Raw genomic sequence first — 15,524 nt, 5'->3', positions numbered from 1 at the left:
GCCGCTACATCGCTTGCCCGGGGGTGTGGGGCCACAACAGCGGCCAGCCGACGAACGGTCGGAAATGGGCCGACAATCGCACTCAATGGCCAAATTGTTTTTTCGGTACGCCGCAATGAATGCGGGCAAGTCCACCGCGCTCCTGCAGGTGGCACACAACTATGAGGAGCGCGGCCACACGGTGCGCATCTTTACCGCTGCCGTGGACGACCGGTATGGGCAGGGCAAAGTGACCTCCCGCCTCGGGCCGCAGCGGCCTACCGAGGTCTTTGGCCGGGAAACGGATTTCCGCCAGTTGCTGGCCAGCACGCCCAAGATTGCCTGCGTGCTGATCGATGAAGCCCAGTTTCTCACCAAGGACCAGGTGTGGGCCCTGCACGAAATTGCTCACCTGAAGCACATCCCGGTGATCTGCTACGGCCTGAGGACCGATTTCCAGGGGGAACTCTTCACCGGCTCGGCAGCGCTGCTGGGGCTGGCGGATGAAATGGATGAGATGAAGACGATTTGCGACTGCGGTCGCAAGGCCACCATGAACATGCGCGTCGATGCATCCGGCCGTAAACAGACCGAAGGGGCGCAGGTGGAGATCGGCGGCAACTCCCGTTACCGCTCGGTCTGTGGCCGCTGCTTCCGCGCGGCCTGAGCAGACCAGGCGCTGCGGGCCAGGCCCGCAGCATCCCTTCCAGGCTGACGAGTCAGCCGGGACTTACTTCTTGGTTGAAAGTTGCTCTTCCAGCTCCTTGCAGGAAGGAGCGCACACCGGCTGGGACTTGCCCAGCAGCTTGCGCGACTTCAGCAGCGCGCGAGGACGATGCTTGCCGCAGAGGAAGCACGACATGGTTGCCGCGCCAAACGAGGAGGTTGCCGCGAACGGCGAACCGGGAGCTTTAGAGCGATAGCGCAAACCATCAGCTTCGATGGTCGTCTTGGTCGTTTCCTTGGCCACGCTGTTCCTGATGTTGAATGGGTGAATTGCCTGTTGCCGCCACCGATGAACCTGCGGGTGTCTTGACCCCGCTGGCATCTTTGATACCGTACCGATGTTGAAATGTTCTTTGCGGGAACAGCCCACGGTTACGTCCAAGCCTCCCTGAAGGCAAGCGGCAAAAGCTGTATTTTCCTACATCCGGGACCCTGCCCGTATCGGGCCATCGCTAATGCCCTCCATTTAAGGTCGCTGTGCACACCAGCGCGGTGCATTTGGGCGCATCCCGGCCACTGAGGCGCCCATAAATGTGGCTTGGCGAACATTGTTGTAACGCTCCTGCGTGATCTAGGGAAACTACCTAGAATCCCGGCTGCGCCGGTTTACACCGGTCAGCTCTGCAGCAGTCACCAGCAGTCAAAAAGAAGTCGTTCGGGGCGCCCACCAGTCAAGGCGCAGCTTTGGCATGCATTTCGCTCTCTGTGAGCGCTTTCCATGTCCACGCAAGGACTCCGCAACGATCAGCGCAAGAACTGCCGTCCGCACCTTGGCGAAAGTCCATGGCGGAGGCGGTTGGCGGAAGTCTCCGCGTCACATAGGGAAGCGAGCGCATTGAATGGACAAGATAGAGGCGTTGTTCTCCGCCATGCGGACAGCAGCGCAGACCTTGGATTGGGAAGGCCGAGCCGGTCTCGCCACCTACGCCAGTCAGATCAGTGAAGCCTTGTGCCATCACTTCACCTGCTCACATGCCAGCCTGTGGCTGCTGGATGGCGTGCCGGGCCGCTATCGGCTGCGCAGCTTGGGCAGCTTTGAAGCGGATGGCCCCAGCCATCAAAAGCCGGTCTGTGATCAGCAGGCCTTCCCCGGCTATTTCGACACCTTGCTGCGCGACGGTGTCATTCGTTGTGAGGACGCGCTGCTGGACGAGCGTCTGCAGGGCCTGACGCCCCCAACCTGGCGCGCCATGCTGGACATGGGCGGGCAGATCAATGGGCGCACGGTTGGTGTGCTGGCGCTGGGACAGCGGGAGGTTCCGCGTGCCTGGACGCTGCGTGAAGAGCTGGATCTGCGGCGCGCGACCGCCAAAGCCTGCCTGCGCCTGCACAACCTCAAGCACGAGCTCGAAACGGTCTGAGCGCCTGGGCCTGCGCGGGGCGAGGTCCAGCCGACGTCAGCGCCCCACAAACACCGGCGTGCGTTTCGCCTGCCAGGCCGCGACCCCTTCGGCCAGATCCTCGGACGCCTGACATCGCTCGATGTCGGCCTGCAGCGCTTCACGATCCAACTGCCCGTGCGCAATGGCATTGAGATGCCGCTTCATGCCCGCCACGGCCAGCGGGGCGAGGGCGGCCACTTGATGGCATAACGCGTCCGCCGCGCGCTGCAGCGCATTGCCATCCTCCAGCAACTGGTCAAGAAAGCCGATGTCGCGCATGGCCTGAGCATCAAAGGTCTCGCAGGCCAGCAGCAGGCGCTTGGCGGTGGCAAGGCCCAGCCGTTGCACATACCGCTCCATGCCGCCCCGATAGAAGTGCAGCCCCAGCCGGGCCGCCGGGACAAACATCTCGCACGCGGCGACCCCCAGCCGGAAGTCGCAGGCCAGCGCCAGATCCGTCGCGCCCCCATACACCCCGCCCTGGATCGCCGCCACGGTCACCGGGCGGGCGTTCTCCCAGGCATCGGTCAACGCCTCAAACAGCGCGCCAGCATCCACACCGGGCATGGCATCGATGTGAAAGCCGCTGCAGAAGTGCCGCCCCTGCGCCTGCAGCAGCAGCACCCGCACCGACGCATCCGCATTCACCACCGCCAGATGGGCCTGCAAGGCTTGCAGGTCGTCCAGTTCGAGGCGGTTGGCGACCTTCGGCCGCTGAAGGGTGATGCACGCGACGGGGCCGTGGATCTCCAGCGAGGGGGGGGTGTCTTGAGCCATGTGATGCAGTCTAGCGGCGATGGATCAACCGACCGGTCGGCCGACCCGGGCAGCGATTGTCAATGCGGCATCCACTGACGGGAGGGCCGAACGATTGTCGTTAGAGTCGGCCAAAACATAACAGTCACTCAACCCCCACAGGAGACAAGGTGGACGGGACGATTGCGGGCATCCTCATGTTGGACGGGCTCACCAACGGCGCCATCTATGCGCTGCTGGCACTGGCGCTGGTCCTGGTCTTCGCGGTCACCCGCGTCATCTTCATTCCCCAGGGTGAATTCGTCGCCTTCGGTGCGCTCACGCTGGCCGGCCTTCAGTTGGGGCGCACGCCGCTGACCATCCATTTCCTGCTCGCGCTGACTGCGCTGGCCACGGTGCTGGACCTGGTGGCGGTGGTGCGTAGTGGTGCTCCGGTGGGAGGTCGCCTGCGCGCACCGCTGTTGCGTGCGCTGCCACCGCTGCTCATTGGCCTGGCCGCGTTGTGGCTGGCGCCGATGCAGTTGCCGCTGCTGGCGCAGGTGCTGCTCACCCTGGCCATCGTCACGCCGATGGGCGGCCTGCTGTATCGACTGGCCTATCAGTCATTGGCGGATGCGTCGGTGCTTGTGCTGTTGATTGTCTCAGTGGGGGTGCATTTCGCGCTGACCGGGCTGGGTCTGGTGTTCTTTGGCGCTGAAGGCTCGCGCAACCCGAGCTTCTGGGAGACCACGCTGTCGGCCGGCCCGCTGATCCTCTCCGGCCAGGCCATGATCATCATTGGTGCCTCGGGCGCGCTGATCCTGGCGCTCTGGCTGTTCTTCGAGAAGAGTCTGCAGGGCAAGGCCTTGCGGGCCACAGCGGTGAATCGTCTTGGCGCGCGGCTGATGGGCATCTCCAGCGCCTCGGCCGGCCGCCTGTCCTTCACCCTGGCCGCCTTCATCGGCGCACTCTCGGGGCTGCTGATCAGCCCCACCACCACCATCTTCTACGACAGCGGCTTCCTCATCGGCCTGAAGGGCTTCGTCGCCGCAGTGTTTGCCGGGCTCGCCAGTTATCCCGGTGCGGCGATCGGGGCGCTGGCCGTGGGGCTGATCGAATCCTTCAGTTCCTTCTGGGCCAGCGCTTTCAAGGAGGTCATTGTCTTCACCACCATCCTGCCGGTGCTGTTGTGGCGCAGCTGGCGTGATCCGCATCATGAAGAACATTGATCGGCACGGAGCGATGCCCATGAACAGCCCACGGCCCCCCGTGACCGTCCCCACCACGCCGTGGGCCAGCCGCGCCTGCATGTGCGCCGCCGCCCTGCTGATCGCGGCGCTGCCGCTGCTTCCGGTACCGGAGTTCTGGATCACTCAGGCCAACTACATTGGCATGTTTGCCCTGGTGGTCCTGGGTCTGGTGCTGCTGACCGGCGTGGCCGGCCTCACCTCGTTCGGCCAGGCCGCCTTTGTGGGGCTGGGCGCCTACACCACCGCCTTGCTCAGCAGCCGCTACGGCGTCTCGCCCTGGCTCGGGCTCTTCGCGGGGCTGATGATCACGCTGATGGTGGCGCTGGTGCTGGGCTGGATCACCCTGCGCATGTCCGGCCACTATCTGCCGCTGGCCACCATCGCCTGGGCCTTGAGCCTCAACTACACCATTGCCAACCTCGAACTGCTGGGCAAGTACGACGGCATCCTGGGTGTGCCAGCGCTGGCGTTCTTCGGCATCAGCCTGGCCGATGGCCGCTCGATCTATTACGTGATCTGGGTGTGCGCCCTGCTGGGGGCGCTGGCGGTGCACCATCTGCTCGATTCGCGGCCGGGCCGGGCCATCCGCGCGCTGGGCGGCGCGACCGTCATGGCAGAGGCCATGGGCGTGTCCACCTTTCGGTACAAGGTCATCGTCTTCCTGCTCGCTGCATTGCTGGCCTCGGTGTCCGGCTGGCTCTTTGCCCATGTGCAGCGCACGGTGAATCCCAGCCCCTTCGGATTGCGCATGGGCATCGAATACCTGTTCATGGCCGTGGTGGGCGGAGTGTCCAGCGTCTGGGGCGCCTTTGTGGGGGCGGGCGTGTTCAAGGTGATCGAGGATCAGCTCAAGGAACTGCTGCCGCGGTTGCTGGGCAGCAATGGCAACTTCGAAGTCATCGTGCTGGGTGTGGTGCTGGTGCTGATGCTCAAGTACGCGCCCAGGGGCCTGTGGCCCGCTGCCCGTCTGCTGACGGCGCGCCTGTGGCCCGACGCACGGCGCCGTCGCGACTGGCAGGGCGCCCCCCCGTTGCCGAGCCGTCCCCGTCCGGAACGCGGCAGGCCACTGCTGCGCGTGGAGCGGCTGCGCAAGCAGTTTGGCGGGCTGGTGGCGGTGAATGACGTGAGCTTCACCCTGCGGGCCGGCGACATCATGGGCCTGATCGGTCCCAACGGCGCCGGCAAGTCCACCACCTTCAACCTGATTTCCGGGGTGCTGTCCGCATCCGCAGGCACCATCGAATTTGCTGGCACGTCGATCACCGGTTGGCCTTCCCGGCGCATCGCGCGGCTGGGGCTCTCCCGCACCTTCCAGCATGTGAAGATGATTCCCGACATGACGGTGCTGGAGAACGTCGCCCTTGGTGGCTACCTGCGCGGTCGCAGCGGCACGCTGAAGGCCATGCTGCGGCTGGACCGGGCGGAGGAGCGCCAACTGCTGGCAGAGGCGGAGCGGCAACTGCGCCGCATCGGCATGCAGGACCATCTGGATGAGCTGGCCGGCAACCTGGCCCTCGGCCCGCAACGGCTGATGGAGATTGCGCGAGCCCTGTGCAGCGACCCCACGCTGCTGCTGCTGGACGAGCCGGCCGCCGGCCTGCGCCTCAAGGAGAAGCAGGCGCTGGCTGAGGTGTTGCGGCAACTGCGCCAGGAGGGGCTGAGCATCCTGCTGGTGGAACACGACATGGACTTTGTCATGGGCCTCACCGACCGCATCGTGGTGATGGAATTCGGCACTCATCTGATGGAAGGCACTCCGGAGGAGGTGCAGGCCAGCCCGGCGGTGCGCGCCGCTTATCTCGGCACGGAGCACTGACATGAGCGACCTTCTGGAAGTGCAAGGCCTGTGTGTGGCGTATGGGCGTGCGGAGGTGCTCACCGGCCTGAACCTCCGCCTGCGTCAAGGCGAGGTGGTCACCGTCATCGGCCCCAACGGCGCCGGAAAAAGCACCACGCTCAACGCACTGATGGGCGTACTGCCCGCGAGAGGGCGGATCCGGTTGGATGGCGAAGACCTGCAGGGACTGGACCTGGAGCAGCGAGTGATGAAGGGGCTGGCCCTGGTGCCGGAGAAGCGCGAACTCTTCACCACCATGACGGTGGAGGACAACCTCGTCCTCGGCGGCTTCCGGCCGATGCGGCTGGGCCAGCGCGACTGGCGTGATGAACTGGAGCGAGTCTATGGCCTGTTTCCGCGGCTACGGGAACGGCGCGCGCAGTGGGCTGGCACGCTGTCCGGCGGCGAGCGTCAGATGCTGGCCGTCGGGCGTGCGCTGATGGGGCGTCCCAAGGTGCTGATGCTGGACGAACCCAGCCTGGGGCTGGCGCCTTTGATCGTGAAGGACATCTTCCGCATCGTGTCGCGGCTGCGCGAGACCGGTGTTTCCATCCTGCTGGTGGAACAGAACGCCCGGGCGGCGCTGGAGGTGGCCGACCATGCCTATGTGCTGGAGACTGGCGAGATCGCGCTACAAGGGCCGGCAGCGGCGCTGGCGAAAGACCCTCGTGTGGTGGACACCTACCTCGGCAGCGCCAGGCGGGCCACGTCGACCGAACCACCGGGGCCCAGAGCCTCGACCACGCCAGGCTGATGCGACGACCTGGACAGCGGATGCCATCTGATTCCATCTGATGCTCGCGAGTACCAGTGGGTCTCATCCGGTCATGGCGAGTCTTGACGGGTGCTGGTGGGTACTGTGGCGGGTACTGGCGGGTACTGGCGGGTACTGGCGGGGATCAGCCGCCCCCGCCGGCACCCCGTTGATGCCAGGATTGCAAAGCTGGCGTGCAGCGTGCGAAATCCACGCCGCAATGGCACCCTCGCTTGAGGGAGGCGTGCCTGGGTCTGCACACTCGGCTCAGGGGCCGCCAGATAATCGGCGGCAACCACCATGGCCCTGCTGAACTCCCTGCGCAAACTTCTGTCGTCCTCGGGTGATCGTGCGTCTGATCGTCCCGTCGAGCGCCCCGCTGCATCCACGGCCGCTGCCGCATCGCGCGAACGGGGAGCGGGTGGGCACGGCGAGCAGGAAGCTCCGGGTCAGGGCCATCTCCTGAGCGAACGACGCAGTGATAGGCATCTGTCGTTGAGCGCGTCCCCAACGCAGACGCCGCTGGCAACACAGGCGCCGCAGGCGTCCTCAGCGTCGGCAGCGCCGTTCCCGCCAACGGCTGCGCACGGGGCTGCGTCTGCACCTGCCCCTGCACCCTCCGCTGTTCACCCTCGCGCCGAGCCCAACAACGCCTTCCGCGCCAGCCACTCGGCCGCCGCCAGTGCCATCCCCACGGCTTCGCCTTCCGTCCCCCCTTCCGCCGCCCCGTCCTTCGAGCATGCTTTCGCGACCTCGGGGGCGCCTTCCGGTGCAACCGGTGCACCGCTCCAGGCCTCTGGCGAGTGGCTGCAATTCAGCGCACGGCTGTTTGGCTTCCAGCGCCTGCGCGATGTGCCGCCCCATCCGCAGGAAGCGCCTTTGCTACAACGGCTGCAGGTCCGCTCGGGGTCCGACTGGGCCGAACTGCTGCCCCGCCTGCCCGCTGTGCTGCCGCAACTGCTGCGGCTGATGCGTCGTGAAAACCTGTCCTCCCGTGAACTGGTGGATCTGCTGTCGCGAGATCCCAGCCTGGTCGGCGAGTTGATGCGCATGGCCAACTCGGCGATGTACCGGCCCGAACGAGAAATCACCGATCTGGCCAGTGCCGTCATGGTCATCGGCCATGAGGGCCTGAACCAGGTGGTGTTGCGGTCCACGCTGCGCCCGATCTTCAACCAGGACCGCCAGGGCCGCTTCAGCCGTCAGGCCGGCACCTTGCTGTGGGACCTCGGCGAGCGCTGCTCGCTGGCCGCGATGCGTCTGGCCCCGCCCGGTGATGAGCGCTTTGCCGCTTACCTGGCCGGCCTCGGCGCACAGGTTGGCATGATGGCCCTGCTGCGGGTGCTGGACGCGCTGCCGGTGGGCCAGCGTCCCTCGCTGGATCGCGAGGCCCTGCATCGGCAACTGCTGCCGATGTCCTTGGAATGGTCCGCCCGCATCGTCACGCACTGGGGCTTCCCGACGCGAGTGGCCGAAGCGCTGAGCCAGCGTCGCGGCCAGGGCGCGGAAGTCGCCGTGCTGGCGGAGATCGTGCGCGAGGCTCACGCGGTGTCACTGCGCCATCTGATGCAGCCCGGGCTTGCGCCGTCGCAACTGGGCGACTGGTCGGCAGCGCGGCAGCGTGCCTATGCCGCGCTGGAAGAACGCTTCAATGGCTCGGGCGACGCGCCAGCCACCGCGACAACAGGCTGAACAGCGCCTCGAAGATCAGCGCCAGCGCTGCGGCTGGCAGGGCCCCGGCCAATAAAAGGTCCCGGTCATTCAGCGCCAGCCCGGTCACGATGCGCTCGCCAAAGCCGCCCGCGCCGATGAACGCGGCCATCGTGGCCGTTCCCACCGACAGGCTGGTGGCCGTGCGCACCCCCGCCACGATCACCGGCAGGGCCAGCGGCAACTGAATGAGCCGCAGCACCTGGGTCCGACGCAGACCCAGCGCGTGGCCTGCCATCAGAAGACCGGAAGGCACCTCGTCCAGACCCACGGTGGCGTTGCGCAGAATCGGCAGCAAGGCATAGAGCGACAGCGCCACCAGGGCAGGCTCCGGGCCGATGCGTCCCAGGGCCCAGATCAGCATGGCCAGCAGGGCCAGGGACGGCACGGTCTGCAGCAAGGCGCAGACGGCCAGCAGGGCGCCGCGCCAGCGGGGCCAGGGATGCAGCAGGATGGCCAGCGGCAGACCGATCAGCGTCGCCACGCCGACAGACACCACCACCAGCCAGAGATGCTGTGCCGCCAGCCGAGGCAGGTCCGGGCCGGTGAGGCGGGCAGCGAGTGCAGCAAGCGCTGAAGGCGGCGTGGGCGAGGAAGCGGACTGCGAGACCGCAGAAGCCGTGAGTGGATCATGGGTTCCAGGCGGAAGCCCAACGTCCGAGGCCATGTTCTGCGGGGGGCGCTGCGTCGTGCCCGGCTCGATATTCGGCGCCCCCTGTGAGCCGCCTGCCAGGAAGTCCGCAGCGATCCGCTCAAAGCTCATCGCCTGCAGCTCGGCCTTGGCATTCATCGCGATCATGGCCGGCTCATGGATTCGCCCCTGCAGCGACTTCAGCGCCGCCCAGGCCTTCGGATGCCGCTCGGGCAAGCTGAGGCGATAGAGCAGCACCGCGTCATAGCGCGGGAAGTACTGTGCATCGTCGTCCAGCACCACCAGACCCTGGGCGGCGATCTGGGCGTCGGTGGTGTAGATGTCGGTGATGTCGATCTGGCGGCTGCGCAGGGCCTGATACGCCAAGCCGTGATCCAGGCCTTGTGGACGCTGGGGCAGGGCATATCGCTGTGACAACCCGGGCCAGCCATCGGCGCGCCCCATGAATTCATTGCTGAGGCCCAGCCGCAGGGCTGGGTGGTCCCGCAGCTGCGACAAGCGGCTCAACGCCAGTCGGCGCGCCGTAGCGCCGCTGACGGCCAAGGCATAGCCGTTGTTGAAGCCCAGCGGTACATCCACCCCCAGCCCCAGCGGCTGAAGTGCTGCCCGTAATTGCGCCAGCGTCAGGGCACTGCGGGGTGCTGTGCCCGCGCTGGCCGCGTGGGCAGGGCCTGCACCCAGCCCGAGGATCTCGCGCTCGATGGTGCCGGTGTATTCCGCGTACACATCGATGCTGCCGGACTTCAGTGCCGCCAGCACGATGGCGGTGTTGCCCAGCCCCTGTCGGACCTCCACGCGGGTGTGCGGCGCAGCCGCGCGCACGGTCTGTGCCAGCACCTCCGCGAGGATGTAGCTCTCGGTGAAGCGTTTCGACCCGACCTTGATCGGTGGGTCCTGGGGCTGGGCGAGGGCCAGAGCGGGAACGGCCACCAGGAGCGCGCGGAGCAGCAGGTGGACCCACCGACTGATTTGGCCGCTGATCCGGTCTCTGACCCGTCGCAGCCATGATCCCAGCATCCGGACTTGCAGCCTTCCCAGCTCAAGCGCCCGCAACAGCGCCAATCGCTCCGCGTGGCACCACTTAGGCAGGAGCGGCTCCCCAGCCCAGCGGGTCGTCCTGCTGGATCACCACCGAGCCTTCCAGCGTCACATAGGCCCGCCCGACCAGCGTGGGCAGCACCTGCCCCGCCGTGGGAGCCGGCTGCCAGCTCGCTTCCATCAGGCTGCCGGTGATGCTTTCCTGGCGCCAGATCTCGCCGGAGAGCAGCCGCTGGTCGGCCGCCAGGCAGGCTACCCGCGCACTGGTGCCGGTGCCGCAGGGGCTGCGGTCCCAGGCGAGACCCGGGCACAGCACGAAATTGCGGCCGCTATGCGCCGGGTCCAGGGCCGGCCCGGTGAGCTGGATGTGATCCACGGGCGCGGCCTGGGCGCCCGTGATGCCCTGTGCCGCCAGCAATTCGCGCAGGCGCTGACAGAAGTCCACCAGCGTCGTCACCTGGGCCAGATCCAGCGCCAGCCCGTGGTCCTCGCAAATGAAGAACCAGTTGCCGCCCCAGGCCACATCGCCATGCACCGTACGGCCGTCGATCTCGATGGCCACCGCCTGCTGGTGCCGGTACGCCGGGACGTTTTCCAGGCGGACGCTGCCATCCAGCATGAATTCCGCATGCACCGTGCCCACCGGCGTATCCAGCCACAGCGGGCCCGGTCGCAGCTTGCCCAGATGGGCCAGAGACGCCACGACGCCGATGGTGCCGTGGCCACACATGCCGAGATAACCGGTAGCGTCGAAAAAAATCACCCCGGCCTGGCTGCCGGGCCGTTCGGGTTCGGTGAGGAGGGCGCCGACCAACCCGACATGACCGCGTGGTGGGGTGACCAGTGCCCGGCGCCAGGCGTCGTGATGGTCCCGCAGTTCCTGCAGCCGCTGCGCCATGGTGACCCCATACAACGCCGGCCCGCCACCCACCACCGCCCGGGTGGGCGCGCCACCGGTATGTGAATCCACCACGCGGGTGGTTGTGTCCAGCCCGGTGGGCAGCACGCCCGGAGGCAGGCCCAGCGGAAGGGCGGAAAGCGTCATGCGATCACCTGTTGGGCAAACTCACGAAGGGCGTCGATCAGCGCATCGGTGGCCTTTGCTGCCGCCGGGCCGTCGCCGCTGGCAATGGCTTCGGCCAGACGCTGATGGCAACGTGCGCCGACGGCCACGTCGCCATGGTGCCGATAAGCGTACCAGAAGCGTCTGCACTGGATGATCATCGGCACCACCGCCCCGACGGCAAAGCGGTTGCGGCAGGCGGCATGGTTGACCCGGTCCAGGGCCTGATCCGCCCGCATGTAGGTTTCAAGGTCTTCCCGCTCGGCCGCGTCGGCCATCCGCGCGGCGCAGGTCAGCAGCGCCTCGCGCTGGGCCGGGCTGGCCCGGCGTGCCGAGCAGCAGGCGATCAGGCGTTCCAGTGGTCGCCGGGCATCCAGCAGGTCAAACTGGTCGGACACCTGGATGTCGCTCACCATCAGCCCGCGCCGGGGCAACTGCACGATCAGCCCCTGGGCCACCAGTCGCATCAGCGCTTCCCGCGTGGGGGTGCGCCCCAGGCCGATACGGGCAATCAGTTCGGACTCCACCACCGGCGTACCAGGCCGCAGATCCAGCGTGGCGATCATGTTCTCGATGGCGTCGTAGGCCTGGTCCGCCTGCCGGCGCTTGTCCTGTTCTTGTTGTTCGAGGGTGTCTGAAGTCATGGGGGTTCATCATCGCAGTTCCCCCGTGGCCGCCCGCAGGCGTCGGCCCGCTCGCTTCCCCCGACTTGACGACCGGGGCCGGACCCGGCCTTGGGTTTCCGATGGACATCCCCAATTAAATCGGCGTCAGACGCCATGCGGGACGTCCGGACCGGACGCATACAATCATGGGCTCATTCGTCCAGCGGCAGGCGCAAGGCCGGCTGCGGGGCGACCCATTTCTGAGGGATATCGACGTGTTTATTTCCAACGCTTACGCCCAGACTGCGGCTGGTTCCGATCCCACTGGAGGCTTCCTCGGCATGCTGCCGCTGGTGCTGATGTTTGTGGTGATGTACTTTGTGATGATCCGTCCGCAGATGAAGCGTCAGAAGGAGCATCGCGCCCTGGTGGAAGCGCTGTCCAAGGGCGATGAAGTCATCACCAACAGCGGCATCCTGGGCAAGATCAGCAAGGTGGGCGAGGTCTACCTGACGGTGGAAATCGCCAACGGCGTCGAGGTCCAGCTGCAGCGCTCTGCCGTGCTGCAGGTGCTGCCCAAGGGAACCGTCACCAAGTGATGGATGTGCCGGTCACCGGGTGGCCGGCGTCACCGGATCCCTCACCGGATCCACCGGACCTGCCGGGCGTCTCCACCTCGGTCGAGACGCCCAGACGACCCGGCCCGTGCCCTGGCACCGGCCGGGTCCGCTTTAGGTGGCGGCTCGCCGCCCTGCCTGGTTTTCAGAGGATGTCCTCATGAACCGTTACCCGCTCTGGAAATATGCGGTGCTGCTCGTGGCACTGCTTGTGGGCTTCATCTACACCCTGCCCAATCTGTTCGGCGAAGCGCCGGCCGTGCAGGTGTCGAGCGCCAAGGTCACGATCAAGGTGGACGACAACGTCCGCCAGCGGGTCGAACAGGCCTTGGCCCAGGCCAACCTGAAGCCCGACTTCGTGCATCTGGAGGCCAGCTCGGTGCGCGCCCGCTTCAATGACACCGACAGCCAGCTCAAGGCCAAGGACGTCATCTCCCGCGCCCTCAACGGCAGCGAGACCAGCGAGCCGCCCTACGTGGTGGCACTGAACCTGGTGTCCCGCTCGCCGGAATGGCTCACCGCCCTGCATGCCTTCCCGATGTATCTGGGCCTGGACCTGCGCGGCGGGGTGCACTTCATGATGCAGGTGGACATGAAGGCCGCGCTGACCAAGAAGGCGGACGCCCTGGCCAGCGATGTGCGCACGCTGCTGCGTGACAAGAACATCCGCCATGCCGGCATCTCCCGGGACGGCAACAGCGTGGTCATCAACTTCCGCGACGATGCCACCCGCAGCCAGGCACTGGATGCGGTGCGAGGCCAGACCTCCGAAGTCACCTGGACCGCCTCCGGCGAAGGCAGCGAACTGCGTCTGACTGGCGCGCTGACCCCGGCCGCCGTGATCGCGGTGCAGGACGCCGCCATCAAGCAGAACATCACCACGCTGCACAACCGGGTGAACGAACTCGGCGTGGCCGAACCGGTCATCCAGCAGCAGGGCCGCGACCGCGTGATCGTGCAACTGCCCGGTGTGCAGGACACGGCCAAGGCCAAGGACATCATTGGCCGCACCGCCACGCTGGAACTGCGCATGGTGGACGAAAGTGCCGAAGCCCAGGCCGCGCTGAGCGGCACGGGCCCGGTGCCGTTCGGCTCCGAGCGCTATCTGGAGCGTCGCGACGACCAGATGATTCCCATCATCGTGAAGCGCCCCGTCATCATCACCGGTGACAACCTCAACGATGCGCAGCCGAGCTTCGACGAAAGCCACAACCCGTCCGTCAACCTGAGCGTGGATGCCAAGGGCGCCCGCATCATGAAGGACGTCTCGCGCGAGAACATCGGCAAGCGCATGGCCATCATCCTGTTCGAAAAGGGCAAGGGTGAGGTGGTCACGTCCCCGACCATCCGTGGCGAGCTGGGCAACCGCTTCAGCATCACCGGCTCGATGAGCACCCAGCAGGCCAGCGACACCGCGCTGCTGCTGCGCGCGGGTTCGCTGGCAGCGCCGATGGACATCATCGAAGAGCGCACCATCGGCCCGAGCCTGGGCAAGGAAAACATCGACAAGGGCATTGCCTCGGTGACCTGGGGCTTTGTGGCGGTCGCCGTCTTCATGTGCATCTACTACATGATGTTTGGCGTGTTCTCGGCGCTGGCCCTGGGCTTCAACCTGCTGCTGCTGCTGGCGGTGCTGTCGCTGATGCAGGCCACGCTGAGCCTGCCCGGTATTGCGGCCATTGCGCTGGTGCTGGGCATGGCCATTGACGCCAACGTGCTGATCAATGAGCGAGTGCGGGAAGAACTGCGGGCCGGCCTGGCACCGCAGCAGGCCATCCATGCCGGTTACGAACGTGCCTGGGCCACCATCCTGGACTCCAACGTCACCACGCTGATTGCAGGCATGGCGCTGCTGGCCTTCGGTTCTGGCCCCATCAAGGGCTTTGCCGTGGTGCACTGTCTGGGCATCATCACCTCGATGATTTCTTCGGTGATGTTTTCTCGGGCGCTGGTCAACCTCTGGTATGGGCGCCGCAAGCGCCTCAAGGGTGTGTCCATCGGCACCATCTGGAAACCCACGTCTGAACCCGGCACCGTGGGTGCCGGCAGCAGCGAAGCCAACGAGGTCGCGAAGGCCCGCTGAGGCCTCGCACCCCTTGCACCCAGTACCGAGCGAAGCACGCCATGGAATTTTTCCGAATCAAACGGGACATCCCGTTCATGAAGCACGCGTTGGTGTTCAACGTCGTGTCGTTCCTCACTTTTGCCGCTGCCGTGTTCTTCCTGGTCACGCGCGGGCTGCACTTCTCCATCGAATTCACCGGCGGCACCTCCATCGAGGTGGCCTATGCCCAGCCGGCGGACATCAACAAGACCCGGCATGTGGTCGAGCAGATGGGGTTCGGGGAGGTGCAGGTCACCAACTTCGGCACCACCCGTGATGTGATGATCCGTCTGCCGGTGAAGCCGGAGGTCAAGCAGGACGTCATCGTCAGCAAGGTGTTCGAGGCCTTGTGCACCGCCGAAAACGGCAAGGTGGAGCAGCATCAGTCGGTGACGCCGCAAGGCGAGGCGGTCAGCAAGCCCACCTGCGTGGTCGGGCAGGCCGAGCCGCTGGCGCTGTCCAAAAGCGAGCTGATCGGGCCGTCGGTGGGGGCGGAGCTGGCCACCAACGCGGCTTATGCGCTGGCAGCCACCGTCATCGGCATCATGCTCTACCTGGCCTTCCGCTTCGAATGGAAGTTCGCCGTGGCCGGCATCATCGCCAACCTGCACGACGTGGTGATCATCCTGGGCTTCTTCGCCTACTTCCAGTGGGAATTCTCACTGGCGGTGCTGGCGGCGGTGCTGGCGGTGCTGGGCTATTCGGTGAACGAATCGGTGGTGATTTTTGACCGGGTGCGTGAAGCATTCCGCAAATACCGCACTTTCAACACCCATCAGGTCATCGACCACGCCATCACCTCGACGATCAGCCGCACCATCATCACCCACGGCTCTACCCAGATGATGGTGCTGTCGATGCTGTTGTTCGGCGGCCCGACTTTGCATTACTTCGCCATCGCGCTGACGATCGGCATCTTGTTTGGCATCTACTCGTCCGTTTTTGTGGCAGCGGCCATCGCGATGTGGCTGGGTGTCAAGCGGGAAGACCTGATCAAGCAGTCCTCCAAGCGGGAGGACCCGGACGACCCGAACGCTGGCGCGGTGGTGTAGTAGAGTCAGCCGCAGTTCTT

General features: G+C 66.1%; 14 protein-coding genes. 9 read left to right on the top strand and 5 right to left on the bottom strand.

Going from position 1 to position 15,524, the window contains the following annotated elements; translation table 11 throughout:
• Window positions 1–85 precede the first annotated feature (85 nt).
• The gene (locus OU995_RS02400) at window positions 86–646 is read left to right on the top strand and encodes a thymidine kinase (protein ID WP_267833745.1); all 561 of its coding nucleotides are present in this window, start codon (window positions 86–88) and stop codon (window positions 644–646) included.
• 63 nt (window positions 647–709) lie between these two features.
• On the opposite strand, the gene OU995_RS02395 is transcribed toward OU995_RS02400, so the two are convergent.
• Entirely contained in the window at window positions 710–949 is a 240-nt protein-coding gene (locus tag OU995_RS02395; protein WP_267833744.1) for a hypothetical protein, read from the bottom strand.
• A gap of 595 nt (window positions 950–1,544) precedes the next feature.
• Here OU995_RS02395 and OU995_RS02390 point away from each other — a divergent pair.
• Entirely contained in the window at window positions 1,545–2,066 is a 522-nt protein-coding gene (locus tag OU995_RS02390; RefSeq protein WP_267833743.1) for a GAF domain-containing protein, read from the top strand.
• Window positions 2,067–2,102: 36 nt separating this feature from the next.
• Here OU995_RS02390 and OU995_RS02385 read toward each other — a convergent pair whose 3' ends face one another.
• The gene (locus OU995_RS02385) at window positions 2,103–2,864 is read right to left on the bottom strand and encodes an enoyl-CoA hydratase/isomerase family protein (protein ID WP_267833742.1); all 762 of its coding nucleotides are present in this window, start codon (window positions 2,862–2,864) and stop codon (window positions 2,103–2,105) included.
• 149 nt (window positions 2,865–3,013) lie between these two features.
• Between OU995_RS02385 and OU995_RS02380 the strand changes: the two genes are divergently transcribed.
• From OU995_RS02380 to OU995_RS02365, 4 genes are all read left to right on the top strand, one after another.
• Entirely contained in the window at window positions 3,014–4,051 is a 1,038-nt protein-coding gene (locus OU995_RS02380; protein WP_267833741.1) for a branched-chain amino acid ABC transporter permease, read from the top strand.
• A gap of 79 nt (window positions 4,052–4,130) precedes the next feature.
• Window positions 4,131–5,888, top strand: a complete 1,758-nt coding sequence (locus OU995_RS02375; protein ID WP_267836154.1) for a branched-chain amino acid ABC transporter ATP-binding protein/permease — start codon at window positions 4,131–4,133, stop codon at window positions 5,886–5,888.
• Window position 5,889: 1 nt separating this feature from the next.
• Entirely contained in the window at window positions 5,890–6,663 is a 774-nt protein-coding gene (locus OU995_RS02370) for an ABC transporter ATP-binding protein (RefSeq protein ID WP_267833740.1), read from the top strand.
• Window positions 6,664–7,158: 495 nt separating this feature from the next.
• Window positions 7,159–8,355: an HDOD domain-containing protein gene (locus OU995_RS02365; protein WP_267833739.1), complete on the top strand. Its 1,197-nt coding sequence runs from the start codon at window positions 7,159–7,161 to the stop codon at window positions 8,353–8,355.
• Here the strand turns inward: OU995_RS02365 and OU995_RS02360 are convergent.
• From OU995_RS02360 to OU995_RS02350, 3 genes are all read right to left on the bottom strand, one after another.
• Window positions 8,312–10,042: a glycine betaine ABC transporter substrate-binding protein gene (locus OU995_RS02360; protein WP_267833738.1), complete on the bottom strand. Its 1,731-nt coding sequence runs from the start codon at window positions 10,040–10,042 to the stop codon at window positions 8,312–8,314. The two genes, OU995_RS02365 and OU995_RS02360, sit on opposite strands and share 44 nt — an antisense overlap.
• Window positions 10,043–10,106: 64 nt before the next feature.
• Window positions 10,107–11,108, bottom strand: a complete 1,002-nt coding sequence (locus OU995_RS02355) for a proline racemase family protein (protein ID WP_267833737.1) — start codon at window positions 11,106–11,108, stop codon at window positions 10,107–10,109.
• Window positions 11,105–11,770 carry a GntR family transcriptional regulator gene (locus tag OU995_RS02350; RefSeq protein WP_267833736.1) on the bottom strand — a complete coding sequence of 222 codons (666 nt, stop codon included), beginning with the start codon at window positions 11,768–11,770 and terminating at the stop codon, window positions 11,105–11,107. Before OU995_RS02350 ends, OU995_RS02355 begins: the two co-directional genes overlap by 4 nt.
• A 236-nt stretch (window positions 11,771–12,006) precedes the next feature.
• Here OU995_RS02350 and yajC point away from each other — a divergent pair, with 236 nt between their 5' ends.
• From yajC to secF, 3 genes are all read left to right on the top strand, one after another.
• Entirely contained in the window at window positions 12,007–12,330 is a 324-nt protein-coding gene (gene yajC / locus OU995_RS02345; RefSeq protein WP_267836153.1) for a preprotein translocase subunit YajC, read from the top strand.
• Window positions 12,331–12,508: 178 nt separating this feature from the next.
• Window positions 12,509–14,431 carry a protein translocase subunit SecD gene (secD, locus tag OU995_RS02340; protein ID WP_267833735.1) on the top strand — a complete coding sequence of 641 codons (1,923 nt, stop codon included), beginning with the start codon at window positions 12,509–12,511 and terminating at the stop codon, window positions 14,429–14,431.
• Between the two features lie 41 nt (window positions 14,432–14,472).
• On the top strand, window positions 14,473–15,504 hold the full coding sequence (gene secF, locus OU995_RS02335; RefSeq protein ID WP_267833734.1) for a protein translocase subunit SecF: 1,032 nt from the start codon (window positions 14,473–14,475) through the stop codon (window positions 15,502–15,504).
• Window positions 15,505–15,524: the final 20 nt, after the last annotated feature.

This window comes from Roseateles sp. SL47 (genome assembly GCF_026625885.1).
In the GTDB taxonomy this organism is placed as follows: Bacteria; Pseudomonadota; Gammaproteobacteria; order Burkholderiales; family Burkholderiaceae_C; genus Roseateles.
Note: the sequence above shows the minus strand (reverse complement) of the source record. Positions and strands in the feature narration are given on the sequence as shown.

Bases quoted from the DNA above. Each gene is read 5' to 3' on its own strand.
- secF (WP_267833734.1), top strand. From the start codon at position 14,473: ATGGAATTTTTCCGAATCAAACGGGACATCCCGTTCATGAAGCACGCG.
- secD (WP_267833735.1), top strand. From the start codon at position 12,509: ATGAACCGTTACCCGCTCTGGAAATATGCGGTGCTGCTCGTGGCACTG.
- OU995_RS02400 (WP_267833745.1), top strand. From the start codon at position 86: ATGGCCAAATTGTTTTTTCGGTACGCCGCAATGAATGCGGGCAAGTCC.
- OU995_RS02375 (WP_267836154.1), top strand. From the start codon at position 4,131: ATGTGCGCCGCCGCCCTGCTGATCGCGGCGCTGCCGCTGCTTCCGGTA.
- OU995_RS02355 (WP_267833737.1), bottom strand. From the start codon at position 11,108: ATGACGCTTTCCGCCCTTCCGCTGGGCCTGCCTCCGGGCGTGCTGCCC.
- OU995_RS02360 (WP_267833738.1), bottom strand. From the start codon at position 10,042: ATGCTGGGATCATGGCTGCGACGGGTCAGAGACCGGATCAGCGGCCAA.
- OU995_RS02350 (WP_267833736.1), bottom strand. From the start codon at position 11,770: ATGACTTCAGACACCCTCGAACAACAAGAACAGGACAAGCGCCGGCAG.
- OU995_RS02390 (WP_267833743.1), top strand. From the start codon at position 1,545: ATGGACAAGATAGAGGCGTTGTTCTCCGCCATGCGGACAGCAGCGCAG.
- OU995_RS02370 (WP_267833740.1), top strand. From the start codon at position 5,890: ATGAGCGACCTTCTGGAAGTGCAAGGCCTGTGTGTGGCGTATGGGCGT.
- OU995_RS02385 (WP_267833742.1), bottom strand. From the start codon at position 2,864: ATGGCTCAAGACACCCCCCCCTCGCTGGAGATCCACGGCCCCGTCGCG.